Annotated in this window: 19 protein-coding genes; 8 read left to right on the forward strand and 11 right to left on the reverse strand. The window is 37.9% G+C overall.

The features are described 5' to 3' along the window. The first annotated feature begins 42 nt into the window (after window positions 1–42). Entirely contained in the window at window positions 43–2,076 is a 2,034-nt protein-coding gene (locus GWI68_RS17365; RefSeq protein ID WP_166541082.1) for a TonB-dependent receptor, read from the forward strand. A gap of 89 nt (window positions 2,077–2,165) precedes the next feature. Here the strand turns inward: GWI68_RS17365 and dps are convergent, their stop codons facing one another. Both dps and rhtA read right to left on the reverse strand, forming a co-directional pair. Then, on the reverse strand, window positions 2,166–2,672 hold the full coding sequence (gene dps / locus GWI68_RS17370; RefSeq protein ID WP_072070537.1) for a DNA starvation/stationary phase protection protein Dps: 507 nt from the start codon (window positions 2,670–2,672) through the stop codon (window positions 2,166–2,168). 275 nt (window positions 2,673–2,947) lie between these two features. Next, window positions 2,948–3,838, reverse strand: coding sequence for a threonine/homoserine exporter RhtA (rhtA, locus tag GWI68_RS17375; protein ID WP_109409708.1), 891 nt, complete (start codon window positions 3,836–3,838; stop codon window positions 2,948–2,950). Window positions 3,839–4,167: 329 nt separating this feature from the next. Here rhtA and GWI68_RS17380 point away from each other — a divergent pair, with 329 nt between their 5' ends. Both GWI68_RS17380 and GWI68_RS17385 read left to right on the forward strand, forming a co-directional pair. After that, window positions 4,168–4,746 (forward strand): TIGR00730 family Rossman fold protein, encoded by a 579-nt coding sequence (locus GWI68_RS17380; RefSeq protein ID WP_109409709.1) that lies wholly within the window; start codon window positions 4,168–4,170, stop codon window positions 4,744–4,746. Between the two features lie 9 nt (window positions 4,747–4,755). After that, on the forward strand, window positions 4,756–5,220 hold the full coding sequence (locus tag GWI68_RS17385; protein WP_166541083.1) for a GNAT family N-acetyltransferase: 465 nt from the start codon (window positions 4,756–4,758) through the stop codon (window positions 5,218–5,220). Window positions 5,221–5,309: 89 nt separating this feature from the next. Here GWI68_RS17385 and GWI68_RS17390 read toward each other — a convergent pair whose 3' ends face one another. Further along, window positions 5,310–7,010 carry an amidohydrolase gene (locus GWI68_RS17390; protein ID WP_166541084.1) on the reverse strand — a complete coding sequence of 567 codons (1,701 nt, stop codon included), beginning with the start codon at window positions 7,008–7,010 and terminating at the stop codon, window positions 5,310–5,312. Between the two features lie 1,003 nt (window positions 7,011–8,013). Here GWI68_RS17390 and GWI68_RS17400 point away from each other — a divergent pair. Then, window positions 8,014–8,445 (forward strand): NUDIX hydrolase, encoded by a 432-nt coding sequence (locus GWI68_RS17400; RefSeq protein ID WP_109409714.1) that lies wholly within the window; start codon window positions 8,014–8,016, stop codon window positions 8,443–8,445. 73 nt (window positions 8,446–8,518) lie between these two features. On the opposite strand, the gene moeB is transcribed toward GWI68_RS17400, so the two are convergent. Together moeB and moeA are read right to left on the reverse strand one after the other, a co-directional pair. Beyond that, window positions 8,519–9,286 carry a molybdopterin-synthase adenylyltransferase MoeB gene (gene moeB / locus GWI68_RS17405; protein WP_166541085.1) on the reverse strand — a complete coding sequence of 256 codons (768 nt, stop codon included), beginning with the start codon at window positions 9,284–9,286 and terminating at the stop codon, window positions 8,519–8,521. 5 nt (window positions 9,287–9,291) lie between these two features. Further along, on the reverse strand, window positions 9,292–10,533 hold the full coding sequence (gene moeA, locus GWI68_RS17410; RefSeq protein ID WP_166541086.1) for a molybdopterin molybdotransferase MoeA: 1,242 nt from the start codon (window positions 10,531–10,533) through the stop codon (window positions 9,292–9,294). A gap of 219 nt (window positions 10,534–10,752) precedes the next feature. Here moeA and GWI68_RS17415 point away from each other — a divergent pair, with 219 nt between their 5' ends. The 3 genes from GWI68_RS17415 to yeiB all read left to right on the forward strand — a co-directional run bounded on the left by GWI68_RS17415 (window position 10,753) and on the right by yeiB (window position 13,893). After that, a complete protein-coding gene (locus tag GWI68_RS17415; protein ID WP_166541087.1) occupies window positions 10,753–11,922 on the forward strand; it encodes a YbfB/YjiJ family MFS transporter in 1,170 nt (389 codons plus the stop codon). Between the two features lie 147 nt (window positions 11,923–12,069). Further along, the gene (gene folE / locus GWI68_RS17420; RefSeq protein ID WP_036938265.1) at window positions 12,070–12,729 is read left to right on the forward strand and encodes a GTP cyclohydrolase I FolE; all 660 of its coding nucleotides are present in this window, start codon (window positions 12,070–12,072) and stop codon (window positions 12,727–12,729) included. Between the two features lie 12 nt (window positions 12,730–12,741). Further along, window positions 12,742–13,893, forward strand: a complete 1,152-nt coding sequence (yeiB, locus tag GWI68_RS17425) for a DUF418 domain-containing protein YeiB (protein WP_166541088.1) — start codon at window positions 12,742–12,744, stop codon at window positions 13,891–13,893. Here yeiB and sanA read toward each other — a convergent pair. The 6 genes from sanA to metG all read right to left on the reverse strand — a co-directional run bounded on the left by sanA (window position 13,890) and on the right by metG (window position 21,089). Further along, on the reverse strand, window positions 13,890–14,621 hold the full coding sequence (gene sanA / locus GWI68_RS17430) for an outer membrane permeability protein SanA (RefSeq protein ID WP_109409719.1): 732 nt from the start codon (window positions 14,619–14,621) through the stop codon (window positions 13,890–13,892). The two genes, yeiB and sanA, sit on opposite strands and share 4 nt — an antisense overlap. A 141-nt stretch (window positions 14,622–14,762) precedes the next feature. Further along, on the reverse strand, window positions 14,763–16,460 hold the full coding sequence (locus tag GWI68_RS17435) for an NAD-dependent malic enzyme (protein WP_166541089.1): 1,698 nt from the start codon (window positions 16,458–16,460) through the stop codon (window positions 14,763–14,765). A gap of 213 nt (window positions 16,461–16,673) precedes the next feature. Next, window positions 16,674–17,558: a cytidine deaminase gene (gene cdd, locus GWI68_RS17440; RefSeq protein WP_166541090.1), complete on the reverse strand. Its 885-nt coding sequence runs from the start codon at window positions 17,556–17,558 to the stop codon at window positions 16,674–16,676. 200 nt (window positions 17,559–17,758) lie between these two features. Continuing rightward, window positions 17,759–18,460 carry a CidB/LrgB family autolysis modulator gene (locus tag GWI68_RS17445; RefSeq protein WP_192876265.1) on the reverse strand — a complete coding sequence of 234 codons (702 nt, stop codon included), beginning with the start codon at window positions 18,458–18,460 and terminating at the stop codon, window positions 17,759–17,761. Continuing rightward, entirely contained in the window at window positions 18,454–18,927 is a 474-nt protein-coding gene (locus GWI68_RS17450) for a CidA/LrgA family protein (RefSeq protein ID WP_109409722.1), read from the reverse strand. Before GWI68_RS17450 ends, GWI68_RS17445 begins: the two co-directional genes overlap by 7 nt. Before the next feature lie 134 nt (window positions 18,928–19,061). Further along, window positions 19,062–21,089, reverse strand: coding sequence for a methionine--tRNA ligase (gene metG / locus GWI68_RS17455; RefSeq protein WP_166541091.1), 2,028 nt, complete (start codon window positions 21,087–21,089; stop codon window positions 19,062–19,064). Between the two features lie 204 nt (window positions 21,090–21,293). Here metG and apbC point away from each other — a divergent pair, with 204 nt between their 5' ends. Further along, complete coding sequence (apbC, locus tag GWI68_RS17460) at window positions 21,294–22,406, forward strand: iron-sulfur cluster carrier protein ApbC (RefSeq protein ID WP_109409724.1); 1,113 nt, start codon at window positions 21,294–21,296, stop codon at window positions 22,404–22,406. Window positions 22,407–22,573: the final 167 nt, after the last annotated feature.

Raw genomic sequence — 22,573 nt, forward strand, 5'->3', positions numbered from 1 at the left:
AACGTTGGGCATTTTTATTTAACGATAAGTAGAACTATAAATATGCCTATTTTAAAAAAAATCTTATGGTTTATTTCATCCTCTTTGCTTTCGATAACAACAATATTTAATTATGCTCAATCGAATGAAGATAAACCTGAACGTATTATTGTGAGTGGATCAAAAGCAGAGAATATCTCTAATCATACTTATAATATTGAAACTGAAAAAATAAGTAATATTGCTGGAGGAACGAATTTAATTGCGGTAGATAAGGGAAATCGCTTATTAACACTTAATGATGCATTAAAAAACCAACCTGGCATTGTTATACAAAGTTTATTTGGTGGATTAGATCAACCTCGTTTAAGCATTAGAGGATCGGGTGTTCAAAGTGCGCCTCTTTCCAGAGGGGTATTATTACTGCAAGATGGTTTACCACTTAATGAAGCGGATGGCAGTTTTCATTCAAGTATGATTGACGTGCGTGACGTTCAATTTGTTAGTATTCGCCGGGGAGCTAACAGCACTCAATTACAAAGTAATAATTTAGGTGGTGAGCTTGATTTTATTACTTACACAGGAAAAGAGAGCCATAATCAATTACGTTATGAGCAAGGCTCTTTTGGGCGTCAAGGTATGCAAATGGCGTTGGGCGGTGAAAGTGAAAATTATCCGATTGATGCCAGAATAAGCCTAAGCTATGACCATTATGATGGTTACCGTGAGCATTCAGCTTCTCAGCGTAAAGCTATGCGTTCAACATTGGGTTATACATTAGATAATTTTGAAAACAGAACATGGATCAATTGGACAGATTTACGTTTTGATGTTCCTGGCCCAGCAACTTCACAAATGCTTGAGGATGATCCTAAAGCGATATTACCTGCAATCAAGAAAAAAGATCCTCATAGAAATATCGAGCAATTACGTATAGCTAATAAATCGACATGGAATAGTGGTGTTCACGATATTCAATTTGGCTGGTGGTATTCACAAACACACGATAATTTTAAAACACCTAGCCATTATCAATTTGTAAATTATTACACTAAAGGAGCTCAATTTAATTATAAATTAGAGACAGAGATTATTAGCTATCGTACTGCATTGGCATGGGATCATTCGGTAATGAAAGATGATATCGAAAAAAATCCTCAAGGTTGGTTAGGGCGATTCGATGGTCGAGCTGAAAATATTTATGCTTCTTTAGGTGCGGGAATACATATTACAAATAGCGTATTAGTTAACCTTGATTTAAAAGGTACTCATGCAAGAAGAGATCTGTTTTCTATCCAAAATCAGCTTGAGCAGTCATTTAATTTTTTAACACCGAAAGTTGGGCTTATTTGGTATCCTAATTATCAAACACGTTTATTTGCTAATGTCAGTATGAGCCATGAACCTGCTTCTTTTAATGATATTATTAATCCTAAAGCGCCATTAAATAAAGTGAACCTTTTAAAGCTATCACCTCAAAAAGCAACCAGTTTTGAGGTAGGTAGTGATATGGAATTAACTGACAACATAAGTTTGAGTGCAGTATTCTATCGTAGCTTGATTAAAGACGAATATATCACTTCACATGATGTAGATGGGAATATTGTTGATATATATAATTATCCAGCAAAAACACGCCACCAAGGTGTAGAACTAGGTTTAAATGCAATTCAACCACTTCCAATGGGCGATATTCTTTATCGAGCAACATGGACTTATAATGATTTTCGTTTTATGGGTGGGGAATATAACCGAAAATATATTGCAGGTGTTCCTAGAAATCTTATTTCAGGTGAAGTTTATTACCAAGTAAAAGGATTGAGATTTGGTCCCACAGTGTATTGGTCACCAACCAATGTTGCAGTTGATCATGGTAATCACCTTAATATTCAAAAAAGTAAGCCATACGCATTATTAGGGTTTAATGCACATTATCAATATGATAATCAGTGGTCGACTTACCTAAATTTGGACAATATTACAAATAAGCGCTATGCAGCAAGTACGTTAGCTAATCCAACTGTGAATAAAAACGATGCCTTACTTTTCCCTGGAAATGGTTTTAGCGTTAACGCTGGTATCGTCTATAAATTTTAATCCAAGAGTAAAATAGACAAAGGCTGCCTAAAATGACAGCCTTTTTCATTATTAACAATGTAATTAATAACGTATTTTTTATACGTAGATTAATTCTCAATATTGGCTTCAATGAACCATAAGAATTTATCAAGATCACGTGATGCTGCAGTAAACATATCGGCGGTATCTTCGTCTTCAACTTCATCAATGGCTTTACGAATATCATTTGCAACGATAGCGTAACGATCAGCCAGTGCTTTTAAGTGGTCTTGTACATCATGAATATCCAGAGGATAAGCTTTCAATGGAGTTTTCTTGCTGACAACTTGTGCAGTGCCTAATACAGTGCCACCTAATTGAACAATACGCTCTGCAAATTCATCAGTGTGCTCATTTATGGTGTCACGGAAGCCGTCAACCATTTCATGAACAGAAATAAAGTTTCTACCACGCATATTCCAGTGCGCTTGTTTTGTGATGAGAGATAGGTCGATAAACTGCGTCACCATCTGTTGCAGTAACTCGATAGCGTGCAGTTTTACGCTGTCATCGAGATTATTACGGGTATAAAGCAGGGTTGAAGGTGTGGATTTGACTAATTTAGCAGTACTCATAATCGTTCTCCCTAAATAATTAATAACTCAATATCTTAATTTCTGTTAATCATGATAGTGAATTATTAATGGTTAGTCTTATCGATTGATACTATTAAATTGATAGGTCATCTATTAAAAAAATCTAATCTATCGAAATAGTCTATTTAGGGTAAGACAATGAGCGCAAAATAGCAATGATAGGTCAGTAAAGTTATTATTTAATAAGTAAAAAGGATCATAAGATCCTTTTTAAATTAATATTTACTTCTTGCTGAGTAAAATGAGTTAAATATCTATTTTACTTCTTCAATTTTAGTTTTGCTTTTCATTGTCGTTGTTGAACCAATAGAAGCTAAAACAATAAAAGCTAAGGCAACCCATTGTATTAACGTCAAATGTTCATGTAGGAAAATAATACCAATAAAGGCACCCATACACGGCTCTAAGCTCATTAAAGTACCAAATGTTTTAGCTGGCAGGCGCGTAAGTGCGATCATTTCCAAGGTATAAGGGAACGCGGTTGATAAAATCGCAATAGCTAAGGCAATAGGTAAAATAGACCAGCTAAACATAATATCAGGGCTACTTTGTAACATACCGATAGGCACAAAAATAAAAGCTGCTACTAATGAACCAATTGATACGGTTGCCGCACCATAGCCTTTTCCTGCACGTTGTCCGAATACGATATATAAAGCCCAACCTACACCCGCACCTAATGCATAAAGAATACCAAGTGGATCAAGACCATGGATGTTATCACCAATAGGTAGCAATAATCCTAAGCCAGCAATGACTAAAATTATCCATAAAAAGTCGATAGCTCTGCGTGATGAAAACATTGCAACGGCTAAAGGGCCTGTAAATTCAAGGGCTACAGCAATACCTAGCGGGATAGTTTCAAGTGCAAGGTAGAAAAGGTAATTCATTGCCCCTAAAGATAAGCCATATAAAAACAGTGGCATAATAGACTCGCGATTAAATTTGAGTCGCCATGGCTTAAAGATAAAAAATAGGATCAAAGTCCCCAATAATAGACGTAACGCCGTTACCGCAGGGGCACCAATAACTGGAAATAGGCTTTTAGCAAGGGATGCGCCGCTTTGTATCGAAAGCATAGAAAGAAGCAAAAGAAGCACAGGGTAAAACACCTGTAATTTAGCTGAGTGTCTGGCTGACAACATCCTATAAAACCTCGTCAATAATCAATCGTATGTGTGCTCTGTTAGCGAGATAACAAAGGATCGCATAATATAGGATAAAATTACGTGCTTTAATATAGTTATTTATTAATAAATGTTTTTAGTTAAATTTAGTTGAATAAACTTAGCTAAAATATAAGTTTATTAATAATTAGTAAAATAAAAATCAGGATGATTTAAATATTAGATTTAATAATAATTAACAATATATGTACGATAAAAAGTGCAAAAACACTTTTTTTAACCTTTTTTATCAAAGTAAGCTTAAGTATAATTCAAAGTTCGTTTTAACTAGCTAAATGAGAATAAAAATGAATAAAATAAAATCTATCGCAGTGTATTGTGGCTCTAGTTTAGGTGCTTCATCTATTTATAAAGAACAGGCCATTATTTTTGCCAAAGAGCTGGTTAAACGTAATATCACCTTAATTTATGGTGGTGCAAGTGTAGGAATTATGGGCACACTCGCCGATACAGTATTAGCTGAAGGCGGAAAGGTGATTGGCGTTATTCCTACGCTATTAGAAGGGCGTGAAATATCTCATAAAAATCTGACTGAACTGCATATTGTTGAGACCATGCATCAGCGCAAAAGTAAAATGATAGAACTGGCAGAAGGTTTTGTCGCTTTACCTGGTGGTTTTGGTACATTAGAGGAGTTTAGTGAAGTCTTTACATGGAGCCAAATTGGTTTGCATCAAAAACCATTGGGCATACTTAATATCAATCAGTTTTATTCACCATTATTAATGATGATTGATAAAATGGCGGACGAACAATTCTTACATGAAAAATACCGCAATATGGCAATTGTAGAACAATGTCCTATTCAATTATTAGATAAATTTGAAACATATATTGCACCCCCTGTAAAAACCTACAACAAATAAAGGTAAAAAATGATAATAATAAGAAAAGCAATTTTGTCTGATGTAGAAGAAATTAATGATCTTTACACCCATTTATTTAATGAAATGGCGAATTTACAACCCGATCGATTAAAACCAGGTAAACAAGACGAAGCTTTTATTATTAATGGAATAAAAAATAATAAGTTTCATCTTTTGGTCGCAGATTTAGATGGCAAGGTGATTGGATTTAGCATTGCACAAATTCAAGAAACGCCTCTGTTTAACTGCTTAGTTCAACGTAAATATGCCTATATTTACGATATTGTTACTGATCCTACGATACGTAACCAAGGTGTCGGTCGTTTGTTACTAACTGCAATGAAAGAGTGGGCAAAATCAGAAAAAATGACGCATCTTGAGTTATCGGTATTAGCTGAAAATGGTGCAGCAAAACGTTTTTACGAACGTGAAGGATTAAAAGAAGTGAGCACAGTAATGGCTATTGCTTTATAGCAGATCCAATTTACGTTAATTCTCATAGAATTAAGTGCATAGATAAAAATAAACCCGCTTAATGCGGGTTTATTACTTATATTATTCAGCTAAATTGTGGGTTTCCCCGCAATGATCGTACACAATACCCTGACATTTTCAACATCTTCTGCCGATATTTCAAACAGATTTCTATCTAATACAATAAAATCGGCAAATTTTCCGACTTCTAATGATCCAATTTGAGTATCCATATCCAAAGCTTCTGCCGCATTAATGGTGGCCGCACGTAAGACTTCCACTAATGTCAGATTACGGTCGTTATCAAGACGTGGGCTTGTTGCATCTTTTTGGCGAGTCATCGCAACTTTAAAATCGTACCATTCATTAAGTGGATCAATTGGCCAGTCGCTACCAAAAGCAACAGTGACACCCGCATCAATAAATTTCCCAGCTGTCTCCAAATAGTCACAGCGAGATTTACCCAGCATTTCAATATCTTTCTCGATATTGTTCTGATCGACAGCCGCCCATTGAAAAGAGAGAAAAGGGTAGGTTTTTAATTGTGTAAAACGAGCGTAATCTTTTTCACACATTAATTCATTATGCGCAAGCCCTGGTCTAATGTCTTTCTCAGGTAAGACTTTACGCATTTCACTAATAGCATCCAATGCTGTACTGATTGCACCCTCAGCAACGGTATGAATATGAGGATGATAACCCGCACGAGCAATTTCTGTTATTAATGGCGTTAAGATTTCAGGTGAAAAATAGAGGTCACCAACATGGTCAGATGTTTGCCAATGCGGAGTGTCATCGGTGCCAACATTAATACGATAAGGTGCATGTAAGCGTGCTGTCATAATCGGTGCTTGTAATACACCATCAAGGAAAAGTTTAATGTGACGGATAGCAACGCTGGGTTGAGCATTTTCGTTGATTTGATGCCATTGTGAAAAACGAGTTGCAGCATGGCGTACAGCGTTTGGAATATCATCAATAGATGGCACATCATCTGGTGTAATTTCAACGGCATTTTCAACACGAAGGGTCAGTTCACTGGTTTTTCTTAATGTATTAAAAGCGCGTAATTGAGGCTCACCCACACGCGCATCCATAATAGTGGTTACACCTTGTTTATTTAATAGTTTTTGAACATGACGGGCGATTTGTAGGTTTTGTGCTTCAGTGAGTGGTGGCAAACTATCAATGGCTTGCATTGCAGGTGCATCTTCAAGAATACCAATAGGTGTTCTGTCACCATCACGTTCAATATTTCCATCTGGTGGATCGGGGGTTTCTGCTGTGATATTTAATAGTTCTAAAGCCCGAGAATTGGCAAGCACACTATGGCAATCGCTAGAAAAGAGCAGAATAGGACGAGCCGTATTTAAGGTATCAAGGTGATAACGTGTCATTTGCACACCTTCTGGTTGCATGCCTTCACGATACCATGCAGAGACTTTTAACCATTCGGTATCATTATCAATAAAGTTTTCATCAAGGTATTTTTGAATCCGCGATAAAATGTCATCGATAGAGAGTGATTGATAATCAAGATGGCAACCTGCCAACGTTGCACCTCCCCAAAATGGGTGCATATGCGCATCAATAATGCCTGGCATGACCATTCTTCCCTGTAAATCAATCTGTTCAGTGTTTTCATTACAGAAAGAAAGTAACCCCTCTTTTTTACCTGAAGCAATAATTACACCTTGGCTGATCGCGATAGCATCAACAATATTGTTATTACGATCAGCGGTATAAATAAGGCCGTTGTAATAGAGAGTGTCTGCAATTTGAAATGTCATTCTTCTACCTTGTATTGCTTTTTTAGCACATAAAACGCGTGCTTAAATGATTATTCTGCTTATAGGGCATCCTGTTGCGTTTTGACGCGGGCGATAATATTTTGAAAATATGCCATAAATAATTAATCAATATAAAACAGGTATGTATAAGAGTACAACCTACTTTTATTAATGTTTCTAATTTTATTTTTTATTATTTAATTTATTTTTATAAGCTAAAATAATTTAGACTTATAAAGTAATTTTAAAAATATTTTAATTGAAATGAAATAAATACAATAATTTTATAATTAATTATGAGGTTGTTATTTATATTTTTACTTGTTTAATTAATTTGTTTGTATAGTGGGTTTCATAGGGTTTTTTATTGTGTGAATGAGATTTTTATTACCATCTAATTATTTTAAAATTAAATAATTTAAATGCATTTAATTTTTACAAGGAAGGAGTTTGTAATGAAAATGGCAGTAATTGGTTGTGGGAGCATTGTATTAAAGAACACTTACCTGTAATGGTTTTATTAGGTGTTAAAATTCATGCTCTGTGTGATATATCTTCAGATAATATTAATCAAGCTAAAGAAATCCTTAATCATGAAATTCCAATCTATTCTTACTATATATACTTTTTTTTGCAACTTGTGCGCCCCTTTATCAACTGGGAGCAGAATTGAAATTTGCTGATTGTGGAGATAATGGCAATGTTGATCCTAAGGCTGTAGAAGCTTTAATTACTAGTAAGACAAAAGGTGGGGGATTCCATGTGTAGAGGCTGATATTCTGGGAACAACTTGCCCACTTAATAATTATTTTTTATTTCACTCTCCACAGAAGATATCTCAAAGTTATTGTAAAAAAGTACGCATTCAAAAATGTCATTTCGAGAATGCCATTAAATTTTATAATAGCATGTTCAAATTAGATGTTTGGTATGGTGAAGAACGCTACAATTTTATTGATAACTATTTATCCATTATTAGAACTGTTGCGGAGTTATATAAAAAATGATTGAGCCTTTAGTTCCTTATAACATATTAAATTCTTTGGATAAATATGATCGTATCGTAGTTGGTGGCATCATTAAAGTTGATGACATAAACGATAAAGTACTTTTTCTAAAACGTTCTCAGCATGAGTTTATGCCTAATGTTTGGGAAATACCTTCTGGTGGTATTGAAGAGGGAGAATCCATGCTTCAAGCACTTAAACGCGAAATAAAAGAAGAGACAAATCTAGATATTTTATATGTTGATAAATTTGTCAGTGCCGTTGATTATCTTGCCAATGAAGCTAAATGCCTACAAATAAACTTTAATGTACGTTGTTCTGGGAATGTGAAACTAAGTGATGAACACTCTGAATTTATCTTTTCAAGATTAGATATTTTCTTGAGTAATTTAGATGAGTTTATGCTTAAGATAATTACATTAGAGTGAATACCTCTCTCTTTGAAAGGTGATAAGGTAAGTTTAAAGAAGTTAGACTTACCTTATCTAGGATAGAAAGTGGTTAGTTATCGGGTAAATTGGCAGAGCACACTTCGCAATGTGGATTTTTAGGTAACTTGAATTCACGAAACTGCATTCGCATTGCGTCAAACATTAATACCTTGCCATGCAGATTTTCACCATAGCCAGTGAGTAATTTAATGGCTTCAACTGCTTGTAATGTGCCAATAGTACCCACAACAGGTGCCATTATGCCCGCTTCAACACAACTTAAAGCGTTATTGCCAAAAAGATGGCTCAAGCAACGATAGCAAGGCTCGTCATCTAGGTAAGTGAATACGCTGATTTGACCTTCCATCCGAATAGCTGCACCAGATACTAGTGGTTTTTTCTGATGAAAGCAGAGGCGATTAAGTTGCTCGCGTACTGCCACATTATCCGTACAGTCCATTACGATATTATGTTGGCTAATAAGTTTAGCTAAAGCCTCATCTTCAAGTAATGCATCAACAGTTTCTATTGTGACATGAGGATTAATTGCTTCTAATGTTGTTTTTGCAGAGAGTACTTTGGGTTGGCCAATCGTAGCGTCACGATGAAGAATTTGGCGCTGAAGATTAGAAAGAGAAACAGTATCAAAATCTAATAGTGTGAGTTTTCCTACACCTGCAGCTGTAAGATATTGCGAAGCACTACATCCTAAGCCACCTGCGCCAACAATCAATACAGAGGCACTTTTCAGTGCCTCTTGACCATCAAAATCAAAACCTCTTAATACAATCTGGCGATTGTAGCGCAGTGTTTCTTCATCGGTTAATTCGATACTCATAAAAACTATTCGCTTTTTAACAGAGAATTAAATAGCTCGATTGTGACCGTTTCGCCTGCAGCCACTTTACCGCGTTCACGTTCTAAGACGATAAAGCAGTTCGCGACACTAAAGGAGCTGTAAACGTGTGAACCTTGGTGACCAGAAGTGTCTACTTGCCACTCACCTTCCGCATTAATACTTGCGATACCACGTTGAAAATCAAGACGACCCACTGATTTTTTCAATGATGATTGTGCTACGGCTTGGAAACGTTGTGGCGCTTTCCAGTGACTAAAGCCTGATAACCGTGCGATCAAAGGCTGAACTAATTGGTAGAATGTGACGGTTGCCGAGACAGGGTTACCCGGTAAACCGCAGAACCATGCATTGTGTAATCGACCAAATGCAAATGGTTTTCCCGGTTTAATGGCTAATTTCCAAAAACCAATCTCCCCAATTTCATCAAGAATTTGTTTGGTGTAATCAGCTTCACCTACAGAAACACCGCCACTGCTGATCACTAAATCTGCTTCTTGATCTGCTTTTTTAAAGGTTTCACGGAGTTTTTCAGGTGAGTCAGGAATAACGCCTAAATCTAAAACTTCACAACCTAATTTTTCAAGCATTAAGCGCACAGCAAAACGGTTAGTATCATAAATTTGACCCGCTTTTAATGGCTGGCCAATAGTTTGTAATTCATCACCTGTTGAGAAAACGGCAACTTTTAAGCGTCGATAAACTGGTACTGTGGCGATCCCTAAAGAAGCGATTAATGGCAATTGTGCAGTTGAAAGCTTAGTGCCAGTAGGTAATACAATATCGTTTTCTTTAATATCTTCACCAATACGGCGAATATTTTGGCCTTTCTTAGCGGGCTGTGAAAAACGAACACCATGTTCAGTGACTTCTGCTTCTTCTTGCATAATGACAGTATCAACACCAGCAGGAACCATTGCCCCTGTCATAATGCGTACACATTGACCAGCAGGAAGCTCTCCCTCAAAAGGAATACCAGCGAATGATTTTCCGGCCACCGGAAGAGGAGTTTGGGTATCTAAGTCAGCGTAACGAAGTCCGTAACCATCCATTGCAGAATTATCAAAAGGAGGAACATTGAGTGGAGATGTAATATCTGCACTTAGAATATAATCGGCTGCATTATTTAATGGGATGTTAAGGGTATCGGTAATTGCCAGCGGTTTTTCAAGTAGTTTTTCTAGCGCTTCATCAAGAGATAATAAACCGCTAACGTGACATTGACTCATCATATACTCCAAGATCTATCGAAATGTTCTGTTTTATTTCATGATACTAATCTATCACGATGAACATCATCATGTCAGAGATCATCTTGTGACTAGAAAGAAATGAAACATCTTATTGTAAAAACGTTAACCATTTGGGGTTAATGTGTTGCGCATTCTGTTATTAATGAACAGCACATTTAAAATGTATAAAACGATAAAACAAAATAATGGATATCAATGAATACTTCAAATCACCAAAGTCATTCAGCGCAAGCTTTTCATATCGCATTTAGTGGTTTTCTTGCTTTAGTCGTTGCAATGGGGATAGGGCGTTTTACTTTTACACCACAAGTGCCATTGATGATTGCAGAATATCAATTGACGCTAACAAGTGCGGGCATTGTCGCTGCATTTAATTATCTTGGTTATCTTGCTGGTTCCTACGATGCAATGAAAGCTGTTAAAGGTGTGGGATATCGCTTGTGGGCAGGGCTTTGGGGAGCAGTGATAATCACTCTGTTGTCTGCTTTTTTAAATGATGCATTTACACACAGTATTGCTCGTTTTTTTATCGGCTGGGCAAGTGGTTGGACGTTGGTACTGGTGGCATCATGGGCCAATGAATTATTGGCTCGCCTTAATCGCCCTGCATTAAGCGTTGCTGTTTATGCTGGAACAGGAGCAGGCATATTTATTAGCGGTATGCTCGCTGTATTAATTATGAAATGGCAAATGAATGCGATGACTGGCTGGCTTATTTACGGTTCGCTTGCTTTTATTTGTGCAATATATGTGAGTTATCACCTTCCTAAACCTTGGGCGATGAGTCGAGAAGAAGTTAAAGTGGCACCTTTAACACTGACACCAGCAATGAAAAAGTTAATTTGGGGTTATACCTTTGCGGGTTTTGGTTATATTTTACCAGCTACATTTCTTTCTCAAATGGCAGCAGAGCGCTTTCCTGGGAGCTTAATCGCACAATTTGTTTGGCCCGTATTTGGTGCATCTGCTGCATTATGTATCGGAATTGCTATTTTAACGCGTAATGTATTAAACACACAATTACGCTTAGCTATTACACTCTGGTTACAAGCATTAGGTATTTTGATCGCAGAGTGGTTCCCGACAATAACAGGGCTTGCGATAGGTGCTTTTTTAATTGGTGGCGGTTTGATGTGTGCGGTACAACTTGCTTTTTTACGAGGTAGAGAGTTAGCTCCTGATCATGGGCGTTATATGGCGGGGTTACTCACGACCTTTTATGCTATTGGGCAATTGGTTGGTCCTGTTGTTTCTTCGCTTTCAACGGCATTAACTGGAAAATTAGAACCTGCGCTTTATGTCGCTTTTATTGTGTTGATAATCGGTGGTTTTCTGGTGTGTTTAAAAGAGAAAAAACAGGCTTAAGCTAAAAATAGTTCATACAAAAATGCAATAATTTCATAACGAAAAATGCGGTATCGCTGGATAATGTGATTCATGTCATCTAAAGTGTAGGCTGTTGTCGCTGACAGCGAAACAGATACTTCATTAATGTGTTTATCGGAGAGTCCAATGTCATCATTAAGTAAAGAGGCGCAATGGGTGCATGCTGCGTTAGTTGAACGCGGTTTGGAAACGCCTCTTCGTGAATCAAAGCTATCTCCAAGTGAGAGTAAACAGCAAATTGAACATCATATGACAGAAGTGATGAAGCTGTTAAATCTAGATTTAAGCGACGATAGTTTAGCTGAAACGCCTCGTCGTATTGCTAAAATGTATGTTGATGAAATTTTCTCAGGACTGGATTATCACAACTTCCCCAAAATCACACTAATTGAAAATAAAATGCAAGTTGATGAAATGGTGACAGTACGAGATATCACATTAACCAGTACTTGCGAACATCACTTTGTTACCATTGATGGCAAGGCGATTGTGGCTTATATTCCAAAAGATAAAGTGATTGGTTTATCAAAAATTAATCGTATTGTGCAATTCTTTGCTCAACGTCCTCAAGTTCAAGAACGTTTAACCCAGCAAATTCTTATCGCATTACAAACGTTATTAGGCACAAAAAATGTGGCTGTTTCTATTGATGCGGTTCATTATTGTGTTAAAGCTCGTGGTATTCGTGATGCTACGAGTGCAACCACAACAACCTCGTTAGGTGGGTTATTTAAATCAAGTCAAAATACGCGTCAGGAATTTTTACGCGCTGTTCGTCACCTTTGAGATTTCAAATAAATGAATGAATCGTCTCATCAACGTATCGAATCACTTGATGCGTTGAGAGGAATGGCGATCCTTGGCATTTTATTGCTCAATATTTCAGGTTTTGCTTTATTAAGAGTGGCTTCATTTAATCCGTTACATTCGGGGGAAGCCTCTTTTGGTGATCGTATAACATGGATGGCATTAAACCTTTTTGCCCAAGGTAAGTTCCTCTTTATTTTTGCATTACTATTTGGTGGTACGCTTTACCTGCTACTACGTAAAGGAACACGCTTTAATTTATCGCGGTTAGTTGTGTTAGCGTTGATTGGTGTTATTCACACGCTATTTATTTGGGAAGGTGATATTTTATTTCCATATAGTGTATGTGGTTTATTTGTTTTTGTCTTTATCAAATCAATAACGATAAAGAACCAATTTATATTGGGGGCGATACTCTATTTTTGTGGTGCATTTATTTTAGGTATGTTGTTTTATTATTATCGTGATTTTATTGATACGGTTTGGTACAGCACACCATATTCCCAACTGCTTGAATCCGATTGGAAAACAGGGCCTTATTTAAATAGTATTTATTATCGCTTGAATGAGTTAAGTATTTTCGTTTTTAATTTGGTGCGTCAATATAGTTGGTTTTTATTTGGCGCAATGCTGATGGGTGCTGCGCTAATGGCATCGGGCTGGTTACAACAGAAATTTAGTCGTACACATTATGGTTATGTGGCACTTTGTTTTCTCTCAATCAGTTTAAGCTTACAAACAATGATTGTGCTGGCGGATTATTTTTCTGATTGGAATTATCGCTGGGCAGCGGTTTGGGCACAGCCTTTAACTATGTTGATCCAAGTTATACAAAGCTTGGGATATATTGCGTTATTTTATTGGAGTTGGAATATAATTCGCCACTCTTATTTTGCCTATGCTTTACGTTGTGTAGGAAAAATGGCGCTAACGACCTATTTAATGCAAAGTCTTATCGGTATTATCCTGTTTCAGCGGATGGGCTTATTTAACCAATTTACCTTACCTGAACTGATGCCTTTTGTAGTCGTTATTTGGGCAATCAACATTGCTTTTGCCGTAATTTGGCTACGCTATTTTCCACAAGGCCCAATAGAGTGGATTTGGCGTAAATCAGCCGCAAAATTAGCGCAATTCTTTTAGATTTTCTCGTTATTATTGTCACTTAGAGGAAGTGATTCAACTTCCTCTGGTGAAACTGCGGGATATCCTTTAATGCTATCAGGAATAGATTGTATCGCGGGAATTGTTTCTGGAGGCCCTAAAAAGCGTGGTTCTCGATTTAAAATATATACATCAATCATTGCACCTGCTCTGGCAAACACCTCACGTATACGTACTTTAAACATGCTTTTAGGGGATGCAACCGCAAAGCATTGCGCATCAATTCCTTTTTCTAGAGCAATAAAAACGGCTCGTTCACAGTGAAAACGTTGCGTAATAATAGTAAAACCATCAGTACCAAAGACTTCTTTTGTCCGCACAACAGAATCAAGTGTTCTGAATCCTGCAAAATCCATTACGATACGAGAAGCCGGAATACCCGCTTTAATGAGATCCTTACGCATCGTATTAGGCTCATTATAGCTATGCTTTGCATTATCTCCGCTTAATAATAAATATTGGATCTTACCACTGTTATAGGCATTAACTGCGCCTTGGATGCGATATTGATAAAATTGATTAATGTAACCACTGGTATAATATTTTGATGTGCCTAACACCATGCCCACTTTTTTGGCGGGTAATTTATCAATATCTTCAAAAATATAAGGGTTTGTTTTCCACCCGATCCAGCGATCGCAGGCAATCAAAGTGACTGCAAGTAGAATAAAAAGTGTGAGAAAAAGATAAATGAGGCGTTTTAGCATGTCCTTGCCTTAATGACGCAAATAAAAAATGATTTTCATAATAGTTAAGGCTACTTGAGCAAAGATAGGGAAGCAAGAAAAAAGCGCCTCATATTAAGTAATGATGCGCTTTTCAGAATGGTACTTAGTATTTAAAACGATTTAGAATGACGTTCTTTTGTAAATACGGTATTCAGGCTGCCAATAGTTGCGTTCAATGGCTTCTTCTAATGCTGAATCTGAGGTAACAGTAGCAACACCTTGAACTTGTGCTTCTTTTGCAACTTGTTTTGCTATATAACGCGAAACTTGTTGAATATCAGCCAGTAAAGGTAATAGTGAGCCATCTCCCTCTTTTGCCATTGGTGAACAATCAGCTAATGCACGACTTGCAACCATTAACATGGCATCAGTCACACGTTTAGCACCACAGGCAATAACACCTAACCCAATGCCTGGGAAGATATAAGAGTTATTACATTGTGCAATTGGATACTCTTTATCTTTGTATTTTACAGGTGCAAATGGGCTACCCGTTGCCACTAAAGCTTGGCCATCTGTCCAATTGATAATATCTTCAGGGCGTGCTTCAACACGCGAAGTTGGGTTAGATAATGGCATCACGATAGGGCGTTCACAGTGTTTGTGCATTTCACGAATAATTTCTTCAGTGAATAAACCTGCTTGTCCTGAAACACCAATCAAAATAGTTGGTTTTGCATTCTTCACCACTTCTAACAGCGAAATAGCATCGCTTTCTATTTCCCAATCAGCAATGGTTTCACTTTTTTGGATAAGTTTGCTTTGGAAATCAAGTAAATTTGGCAGTTTGTCTGTCAATAAACCAAAACGGTCAACCATGAAGATACGCTCACGCGCTTGCTCATCACTTAAGCCTTCAGATTTCATTTGGGCAATGATTTGCTCAGCAATGCCACAACCTGCAGAGCCTGCACCTAAGAAAGTGACGGTTTGGTCTTTTAATTGGCGACCCGCAGCACGGCTAGCCGCGATAAGACTACCTAAGGTAACAGACGCAGTGCCTTGAATATCATCGTTAAAGCAACATAATTCATCACGATAACGGTTTAGTAAAGGCATCGCGTTTTTTTGCGCGAAGTCTTCAAATTGCAGTAAAACATTTGGCCAGCGACGTTTAACAGCTTGAATAAATTCATCAACGAATTCGTTATATTCATCACCAGTAATACGAGGATGGCGCCATCCCATATATAGTGGATCGTTTAAACGTTGTGGATTGTTAGTACCAACATCAAGTACAACAGGCAGTGTGTACGCCGGGCTGATACCCCCACACGCAGTATATAAAGAGAGTTTACCGATAGGAATACCCATACCGCCGATACCTTGGTCACCTAGACCAAGAATACGTTCGCCATCAGTGACAACAATGACTTTTACGTTTTGTTTAGTGGCGTTTTGCAGCATATCGTCGATATTGGCGCGGTTAGGGTAAGAGATAAATAAACCACGAGCACGACGATAAATATCAGAGAAATGTTCACAAGCTTCACCCACTGTTGGTGTGTAAATGATTGGCATCATTTCAGTAAGGTGAGATTCCAATAAACGGTAAAACAGAGTTTCATTGGTGTCTTGGATGTTTCTTAGGTAAATATGTTTGTCGTTATCGTTTTTGAAATCAAGATATTGGCGATAAGCGCGTTCAACCTGCTCTTCAATGGTTTCAACTGCTTCAGGCAGTAAACCATGTAAGTTAAAGGTGCTGCGTTCTTCTTCGCTGAAAGCACTACCTTTATTTAACAGGGGAAATTCAAGCAGGATTGGGCCTGCATACGGGATGTAGAGAGGGCGTTTACTTTCGTGTTCCAGTTCCATGAAAAATACTCTTGTAAGGCAGTTAGTCACATGACAATAGTAGATCCTACAAAATAATAAAAATATGTACAGCTTATGTTATTTTTTTATGATTTTTATGCTTAGAAATGAGAGATAGATACAGTTGTTACAACTTTTTCTGGTAAGCACCAGCAAAATTTACATGCTGATGCTTTTTTAGGAGAGATTTTTAGAGGAATAAGTTAAAACTTTTTACAAAGTGATGCGTTGCATCTGGCGACAACCTAAAGCCGTTAATGTGGCTTGAGTTGCATCCCATTGCGTTAAAATTGTTTCTGCTTTTTCAATTAAGACCGCAGATTCAATTTCCATCACACTCTCACCCGCCATATTTAATAAAATTAATGCGGCTTGTAATGGTGGTAAGCTTGGGTTAAATGCGGCATTTTCTGCGTAGCTACCTTGGAAAATTTTGCCATTTTTCATTTGAACAGCAATTCCGCTGTGAGACTCACTATAAGGTGCATGGCTACGATTGGCGGCTTGTAGCGCCTGTTGTGCTAATTCACTAGGGTTATCAATTTTGTAACTGTGATTAACTTTATCCATTAATAAAGAAGTGATATTGAGATCCTTCGGACCAAAGCTATCAGGTAAATAATCCCCCAATGTCGCTACTTTTCTACCAGGTAATTGGATCTGAATATGGGTGCCACTGTTGAGTTCATTCATAAACTGGCGACAATGACCACAAGGTGTATAGTTAACGGTGATTGAAATTAAGCGAGATTCACCACGTAGCCATGCATGAGTTACCGCACTTTGTTCGGCATGGACTGTTTGTTGTAATGGTGCGCCAGCAAATTCCATATTGGCACCGAAGTAGAGATTACCACTTTCACCACGCGCAACTGCACCTACTTTGAAGTTAGAGATAGGTGCAACAGCACAAGCTGCAGCAACCGGTAAAAGTGCGAGGGCTAAGGCATCATCATTACATTGTAACTGTGTTTTTATGGCGTTGACCTGCTCTGCCGTAAACATTGCAGGGAATTCATCCTGCTCAAGATAAGGAGCAAGTGCGTGTTGTAACTGAGGGGATAAATCTGACCAAACTGCCTGAAAACGAGTATGCATACATGAGTCTCCCATTAATCTTTCTGTATTATAAGATTCTAGGCATCTTTACCCATTCTTATATGTGATGAAAATCATATTTTCAATGAAACAATTGCAACAAATTCATTAATTGAGAGATGTATCTCAAATTTATAGTAAAAATCCCCGAAATAAATTTAATTAAATCGGGGATTTAAGAATGGAGAGTAAGAAAGATATCAACTATAAAGATGCAAAATAATAGGGAAGATAAATGGAGCAAGTAAAGAGGTAATAATCCCGCAGGTCATTAATGCTAATGAACTGTAAGCACCTTCGATATAATCCACTTCAGCAGCTCTTGCTGTTCCTACTGCGTGAGAAACGGTTCCCATCGCTAGACCCCGAGAGGCGTGAGTTGGAATTCGCAATATCTTGAATAGAGTGTGACCAAAAATGGCACCTAAAATACCTACTGCAATAACACATGCAGCACTGATTGCAGGAATACCACCTATGGAGTCTGCAACTGCCATTGCGATAGGTGTTGTGACTGATTTAGGTAAGACTGATGCGGCAATTTCTGGGGTTGCGCCCGCCCATAAGGCAATCGCAGTACCACTGACCATGGCTGCAACACTACCAATAAAGCAAATGCTTATCAGTGATTTCCACTGTGCGCGAATTTGGTGTAATTGCTGATAAAGCGGGATAGCTAAAGCAACAACGGCAGGTTGTAATAAATCATTTAAAATACGACTACCGGCAAAATAGTGTTCGTAAGGAGTGTGTGTAATTAACAGGATAGGAATAATAACCGCAATACCAATAAGTAAAGGGTTCAATATAGGTAATTTATAACGAGCAGCAAGTTTACGTGATAAATAAAAGATAATTATGGTTAAAGGAAGTGACCACCATATATTCATTAACACTAACATTTTTTCTTCTCACTTAATGCTTTATCATCATCTTTTTCTTTTGTTTCAATAACATCTTCAACTAGATCTGGTTTTGAACCTACGATAATACGCTCACGATGGACATAATGTGAACAGTAAGCAACCAGTGCCATAACACCAAAGGTACTGACTACACAGGCTAAAACGATAGGGAAGAGCTGCTGACTAAGTAAATCATAATAATTCATTACAGCTACCCCGATAGGGATAAACAGCAATGACATGTTTTTTAGCAGGATATTGGCGCCAGGTTTAACCCAACGTAACGGAATAAGCTGGAAAGCAAGTAAACCAAAAAGGATCAATAAGCCAACAATACTACCAGGAACCGCGAAGGGTAGAAGGGCTGAAATAAGATTACCTGCAAAAAGACAAAGATAAAGAACCAAAAAAGATCGTAGATAATGCCAAAGTGTAATCTGCAATCGTGCCCGTTTAGATTTCATAAGTAAGTGTCCCAAATCAACTAACAGAATTATCATACACCGATTTTGAAAGTGTGCTATGGATCACAATAAAAAAAGAGCGGGGCTCTAATAGAACCCCGCCATTTATTTATTTGGCAAATGAATCTTGGTTGTTATTTCACTTGTTGACCCGGTTTTGCACCAGAATCTGGGCTGAGTAAGAAGATATCTTTATCGCCAGGGCCTGCTGCCATTACCATGCCTTCTGAAATACCAAAACGCATTTTACGAGGTGCTAAATTTGCCACCATTACCGTTAAGCGACCTTCTAACACTTTAGGATCTGGGTATGCCGTACGAATACCTGAGAATACTTGGCGAGTTTCACCACCTAAGTCCAAAATTAATTTCAGTAGTTTGTCTGAGCCTTCAACAAAATCGGCTTGTTTAATTTCAGCAATACGCATATCGATTTTTGCAAAATCATCAAAGTTGATGGTTTCTTGGATCGGTGAATCAGCTAATGGGCCTGTGACTTCTTTTACAGGTGCAATGGTGCTTTTTGATGCTTCAACCATTGCATTGGCTTTATCCATTTCAATGCGGTTAAACAATGCTTTGAATTTAGTGATCTCTTGGCCTAACAGTGGTTGTTCAAGTGCATCCCATGTTAATTGGGTTTGTAAAAATGCTTCTGAACGTTCTGTCAGTGAAGGTAAAACTGGTTTCAGGTACGTCATCAGTATGCGGAATAAGTTAATTCCCATAGTACAGATTGCTTGTAACTGAGCATCTTGACCTTCTTGTTTAGCCACTACCCAAGGTGCTTTTTCGTCAATATAACGGTTAGCTTCATCAGCTAATGCCATAATTTCGCGAACAGCTTTACCAAATTCACGATTTTCGAATGACTGTGCGATAGTTTCTTGCATATCAACAAAGTGTTGATAAAGCTTAGCATCATCTAAAGAATCCGCTAATTTGCCATCAAATCGCTTGCTGATGAAACCTGCTGTACGCGATGCAAGGTTAACGACTTTATTAACAATGTCACTGTTAACACGTTGAACAAAGTCTTCTAAGTTTAGGTCAATATCGTCAATGCGTGATGAAAGTTTTGCTGCATAGTAATAACGCAGGCAATCAGCATCAAAATGATCAAGATAAGCACGAGCTGTAATAAAGGTGCCTCGAGATTTAGACATCTTGGCGCCATTTACAGTGACATAACCGTGAACAAACAGGTTTGTCGGCTTGCGATATTCACTGCCTTCTAACATAGCTGGCCAGAATAAGCTGTGGAAATAGACGATATCTTTACCAATAAAGTGATAAAGGTCAGCTTTGCTGTCTTTATTCCAAAACTCATCAAAACTTAAATCACCTCGTTTTTCACATAAGTTTAAGAATGAACTCATGTAGCCAATCGGTGCATCTAGCCATACATAGAAATATTTACCCGGTGCATCTGGAATTTCGAAACCGAAATAAGGCGCATCACGAGTGATATCCCATTGTTGTAAACCACTGTCGAACCATTCTTGCATTTTATTCGCAACTTGTTCTTGCAGTGCGCCTGAGCGGATCCATGCTTGTAGCATGTTACTAAATGCAGGTAAGTCAAAGAAGTAGTGTTCTGTTTCGCGCATTACAGGTGTTGATCCTGAAACGACAGAACGTGGATTAATTAATTCTGTTGGGCTGTATGTTGAGCCGCATACTTCACAGTTATCACCATATTGGTCTTGTGCTTTACATTTAGGGCACGTGCCTTTTACAAAACGGTCAGGTAGGAACATGCCTTTTTCTTCATCATAAAGCTGAGAAATTGTTTTGCTTTTGATGTGACCATTTTTCTTCAGTGCTAGATAAATTTTTGTCGATAATTCGCGACTTTCTTCACTGTGTGTAGAGTGATAATTATCATAACTGATATTGAAGCCTGCAAAATCCTGCTGATGCTCTTTGCTCATTTCTTCAATCATCGCTTCTGGAGTTATACCCAGTTGTTGAGCTTTCAGCATAATTGGGGTGCCGTGGGCATCGTCAGCGCAGATGAAATGAACTTCTTTGCCGCGCATTCGTTGATAACGGACCCAGATATCTGCCTGAATGTGCTCAAGGATATGACCGAGATGAATTGAACCGTTAGCATAAGGTAACGCGCAGGTTACCAATAATTTATTCGCGACGTGAGACATAGTAAGGATCTTACTTCCATAAAATTAATAAAAGGGACTTTGATGGTAACCGATCCGTCATGATGTCGCTAGGGCAATAATGGAGTTTTTGCAAGAGAAATTTCAGTTGGCAAATTGAGGTAAGGCATTATCGTAGTCATCTACTATCTGATATGATAGATACACTCATATATTTAATAAATAATGAAAACGAGAGGAGCCGGGATGAGTGATAAATCCCCCGAGCAGACCACCCCTGAGATTCTGAACGAAAAAGTTTCAGGTGTCTTGTCTACTTTTGAACACCCGACATTGAAACGTAATCTGCTTTCTCTAAAAGCATTACATCAATGTGCGATGATTGACGATGTTCTTCATATCGAATTAGTGATGCCATTTGTTTGGAAAAAACCTTTCCAAGTGCTAATCGAAGAAAAGACAGCTGAACTTCGTGACATCACAGGCGCAAAAGCAATTGAATGGAAACTCAAGCATAATATTTCAACCTTACGTCGTGCAAATGATCTGCCTGGCGTTAATGGTGTACGTAATATTCTTGCGGTGAGTTCTGGTAAAGGTGGCGTAGGTAAATCAAGTACTGCTGTTAACCTTGCATTAGCCCTTGCACAAGAAGGCGCTAAAGTAGGTATTCTTGATGCGGATATTTATGGTCCATCTATTCCTAATATGTTAGGTACCACAATGGAGCGTCCAACGTCTCCTGATGGACAACATATGGCGCCAATTATGGCGTATGGATTAGCGTCTAACTCTATTGGTTATTTAGTGACTGATGATAATGCGATGGTATGGCGTGGTCCTATGGCGAGCAAAGCGTTAATGCAAATGCTCCAAGATACGTTGTGGCCTGACTTAGATTATCTCGTTATCGATATGCCACCAGGAACAGGTGATATTCAATTAACCTTATCCCAAAATATCCCTGTAACTGCAGCCGTTGTGGTAACAACACCTCAGGATATTGCGCTGGTGGATGCAATGAAAGGGATTGTCATGTTTAAGAAAGTCAATGTGCCTGTATTAGGTATTATTGAAAACATGAGTGCGCATATTTGTAGCAACTGTGGTCACCTTGAACCTATCTTTGGTACAGGTGGTGCGGCAAAATTGGCGGAGAAATATCATTGCCAATTATTAGGTCAAGTTCCTCTTCATATCTCTTTACGTGAAGATTTAGATCGTGGACAGCCAACAGTGATGCGTGATCCAGAAGGTGAATTTGCTGATATTTATCGTGAAATAGCGTCAACCGTTTCTGCTCAAATGTATTGGGATGGTGATGCAATTCCAACGGAAATTTCTTTCCGCGCAGTGTAATCGCAGTAAAATAATGCCTGAAATTATTTGCTGATTAAAATGGAGAGTCATTTGGCTTTCCATTTTTTACATGTGATTTCCGGCTGTTTTTGATAAAAAACAAATAGATTTCTGGTTTTACGCTGGAACCAGAGTGATTTCAAAACTATAATCTGCGCTAGCGTAAT

Origin of the sequence: Proteus sp. G2669 (assembly GCF_009915245.1) — a bacterium.
GTDB lineage: Bacteria > Pseudomonadota > Gammaproteobacteria > Enterobacterales > Enterobacteriaceae > Proteus.

Excerpts from the sequence above, each read along its gene's own strand:
- GWI68_RS17450 (WP_109409722.1), bottom strand. The coding sequence starts at position 18,927 with ATGAAATCTAAACGGGCACGATTGCAGATTACACTTTGGCATTATCTA.
- sanA (WP_109409719.1), bottom strand. The coding sequence starts at position 14,621 with ATGCTAAAACGCCTCATTTATCTTTTTCTCACACTTTTTATTCTACTT.
- folE (WP_036938265.1), top strand. The coding sequence starts at position 12,070 with ATGTCATCATTAAGTAAAGAGGCGCAATGGGTGCATGCTGCGTTAGTT.
- GWI68_RS17365 (WP_166541082.1), top strand. The coding sequence starts at position 43 with ATGCCTATTTTAAAAAAAATCTTATGGTTTATTTCATCCTCTTTGCTT.
- apbC (WP_109409724.1), top strand. The coding sequence starts at position 21,294 with ATGAGTGATAAATCCCCCGAGCAGACCACCCCTGAGATTCTGAACGAA.
- GWI68_RS17390 (WP_166541084.1), bottom strand. The coding sequence starts at position 7,010 with ATGACATTTCAAATTGCAGACACTCTCTATTACAACGGCCTTATTTAT.
- moeA (WP_166541086.1), bottom strand. The coding sequence starts at position 10,533 with ATGAGTCAATGTCACGTTAGCGGTTTATTATCTCTTGATGAAGCGCTA.
- GWI68_RS17380 (WP_109409709.1), top strand. The coding sequence starts at position 4,168 with ATGAATAAAATAAAATCTATCGCAGTGTATTGTGGCTCTAGTTTAGGT.
- cdd (WP_166541090.1), bottom strand. The coding sequence starts at position 17,558 with ATGCATACTCGTTTTCAGGCAGTTTGGTCAGATTTATCCCCTCAGTTA.
- GWI68_RS17385 (WP_166541083.1), top strand. The coding sequence starts at position 4,756 with ATGATAATAATAAGAAAAGCAATTTTGTCTGATGTAGAAGAAATTAAT.
- GWI68_RS17400 (WP_109409714.1), top strand. The coding sequence starts at position 8,014 with ATGATTGAGCCTTTAGTTCCTTATAACATATTAAATTCTTTGGATAAA.
- GWI68_RS17415 (WP_166541087.1), top strand. The coding sequence starts at position 10,753 with ATGAATACTTCAAATCACCAAAGTCATTCAGCGCAAGCTTTTCATATC.
- moeB (WP_166541085.1), bottom strand. The coding sequence starts at position 9,286 with ATGAGTATCGAATTAACCGATGAAGAAACACTGCGCTACAATCGCCAG.
- metG (WP_166541091.1), bottom strand. The coding sequence starts at position 21,089 with ATGTCTCACGTCGCGAATAAATTATTGGTAACCTGCGCGTTACCTTAT.
- rhtA (WP_109409708.1), bottom strand. The coding sequence starts at position 3,838 with ATGTTGTCAGCCAGACACTCAGCTAAATTACAGGTGTTTTACCCTGTG.
- yeiB (WP_166541088.1), top strand. The coding sequence starts at position 12,742 with ATGAATGAATCGTCTCATCAACGTATCGAATCACTTGATGCGTTGAGA.
- dps (WP_072070537.1), bottom strand. The coding sequence starts at position 2,672 with ATGAGTACTGCTAAATTAGTCAAATCCACACCTTCAACCCTGCTTTAT.
- GWI68_RS17435 (WP_166541089.1), bottom strand. The coding sequence starts at position 16,460 with ATGGAACTGGAACACGAAAGTAAACGCCCTCTCTACATCCCGTATGCA.
- GWI68_RS17445 (WP_192876265.1), bottom strand. The coding sequence starts at position 18,460 with ATGTTAGTGTTAATGAATATATGGTGGTCACTTCCTTTAACCATAATT.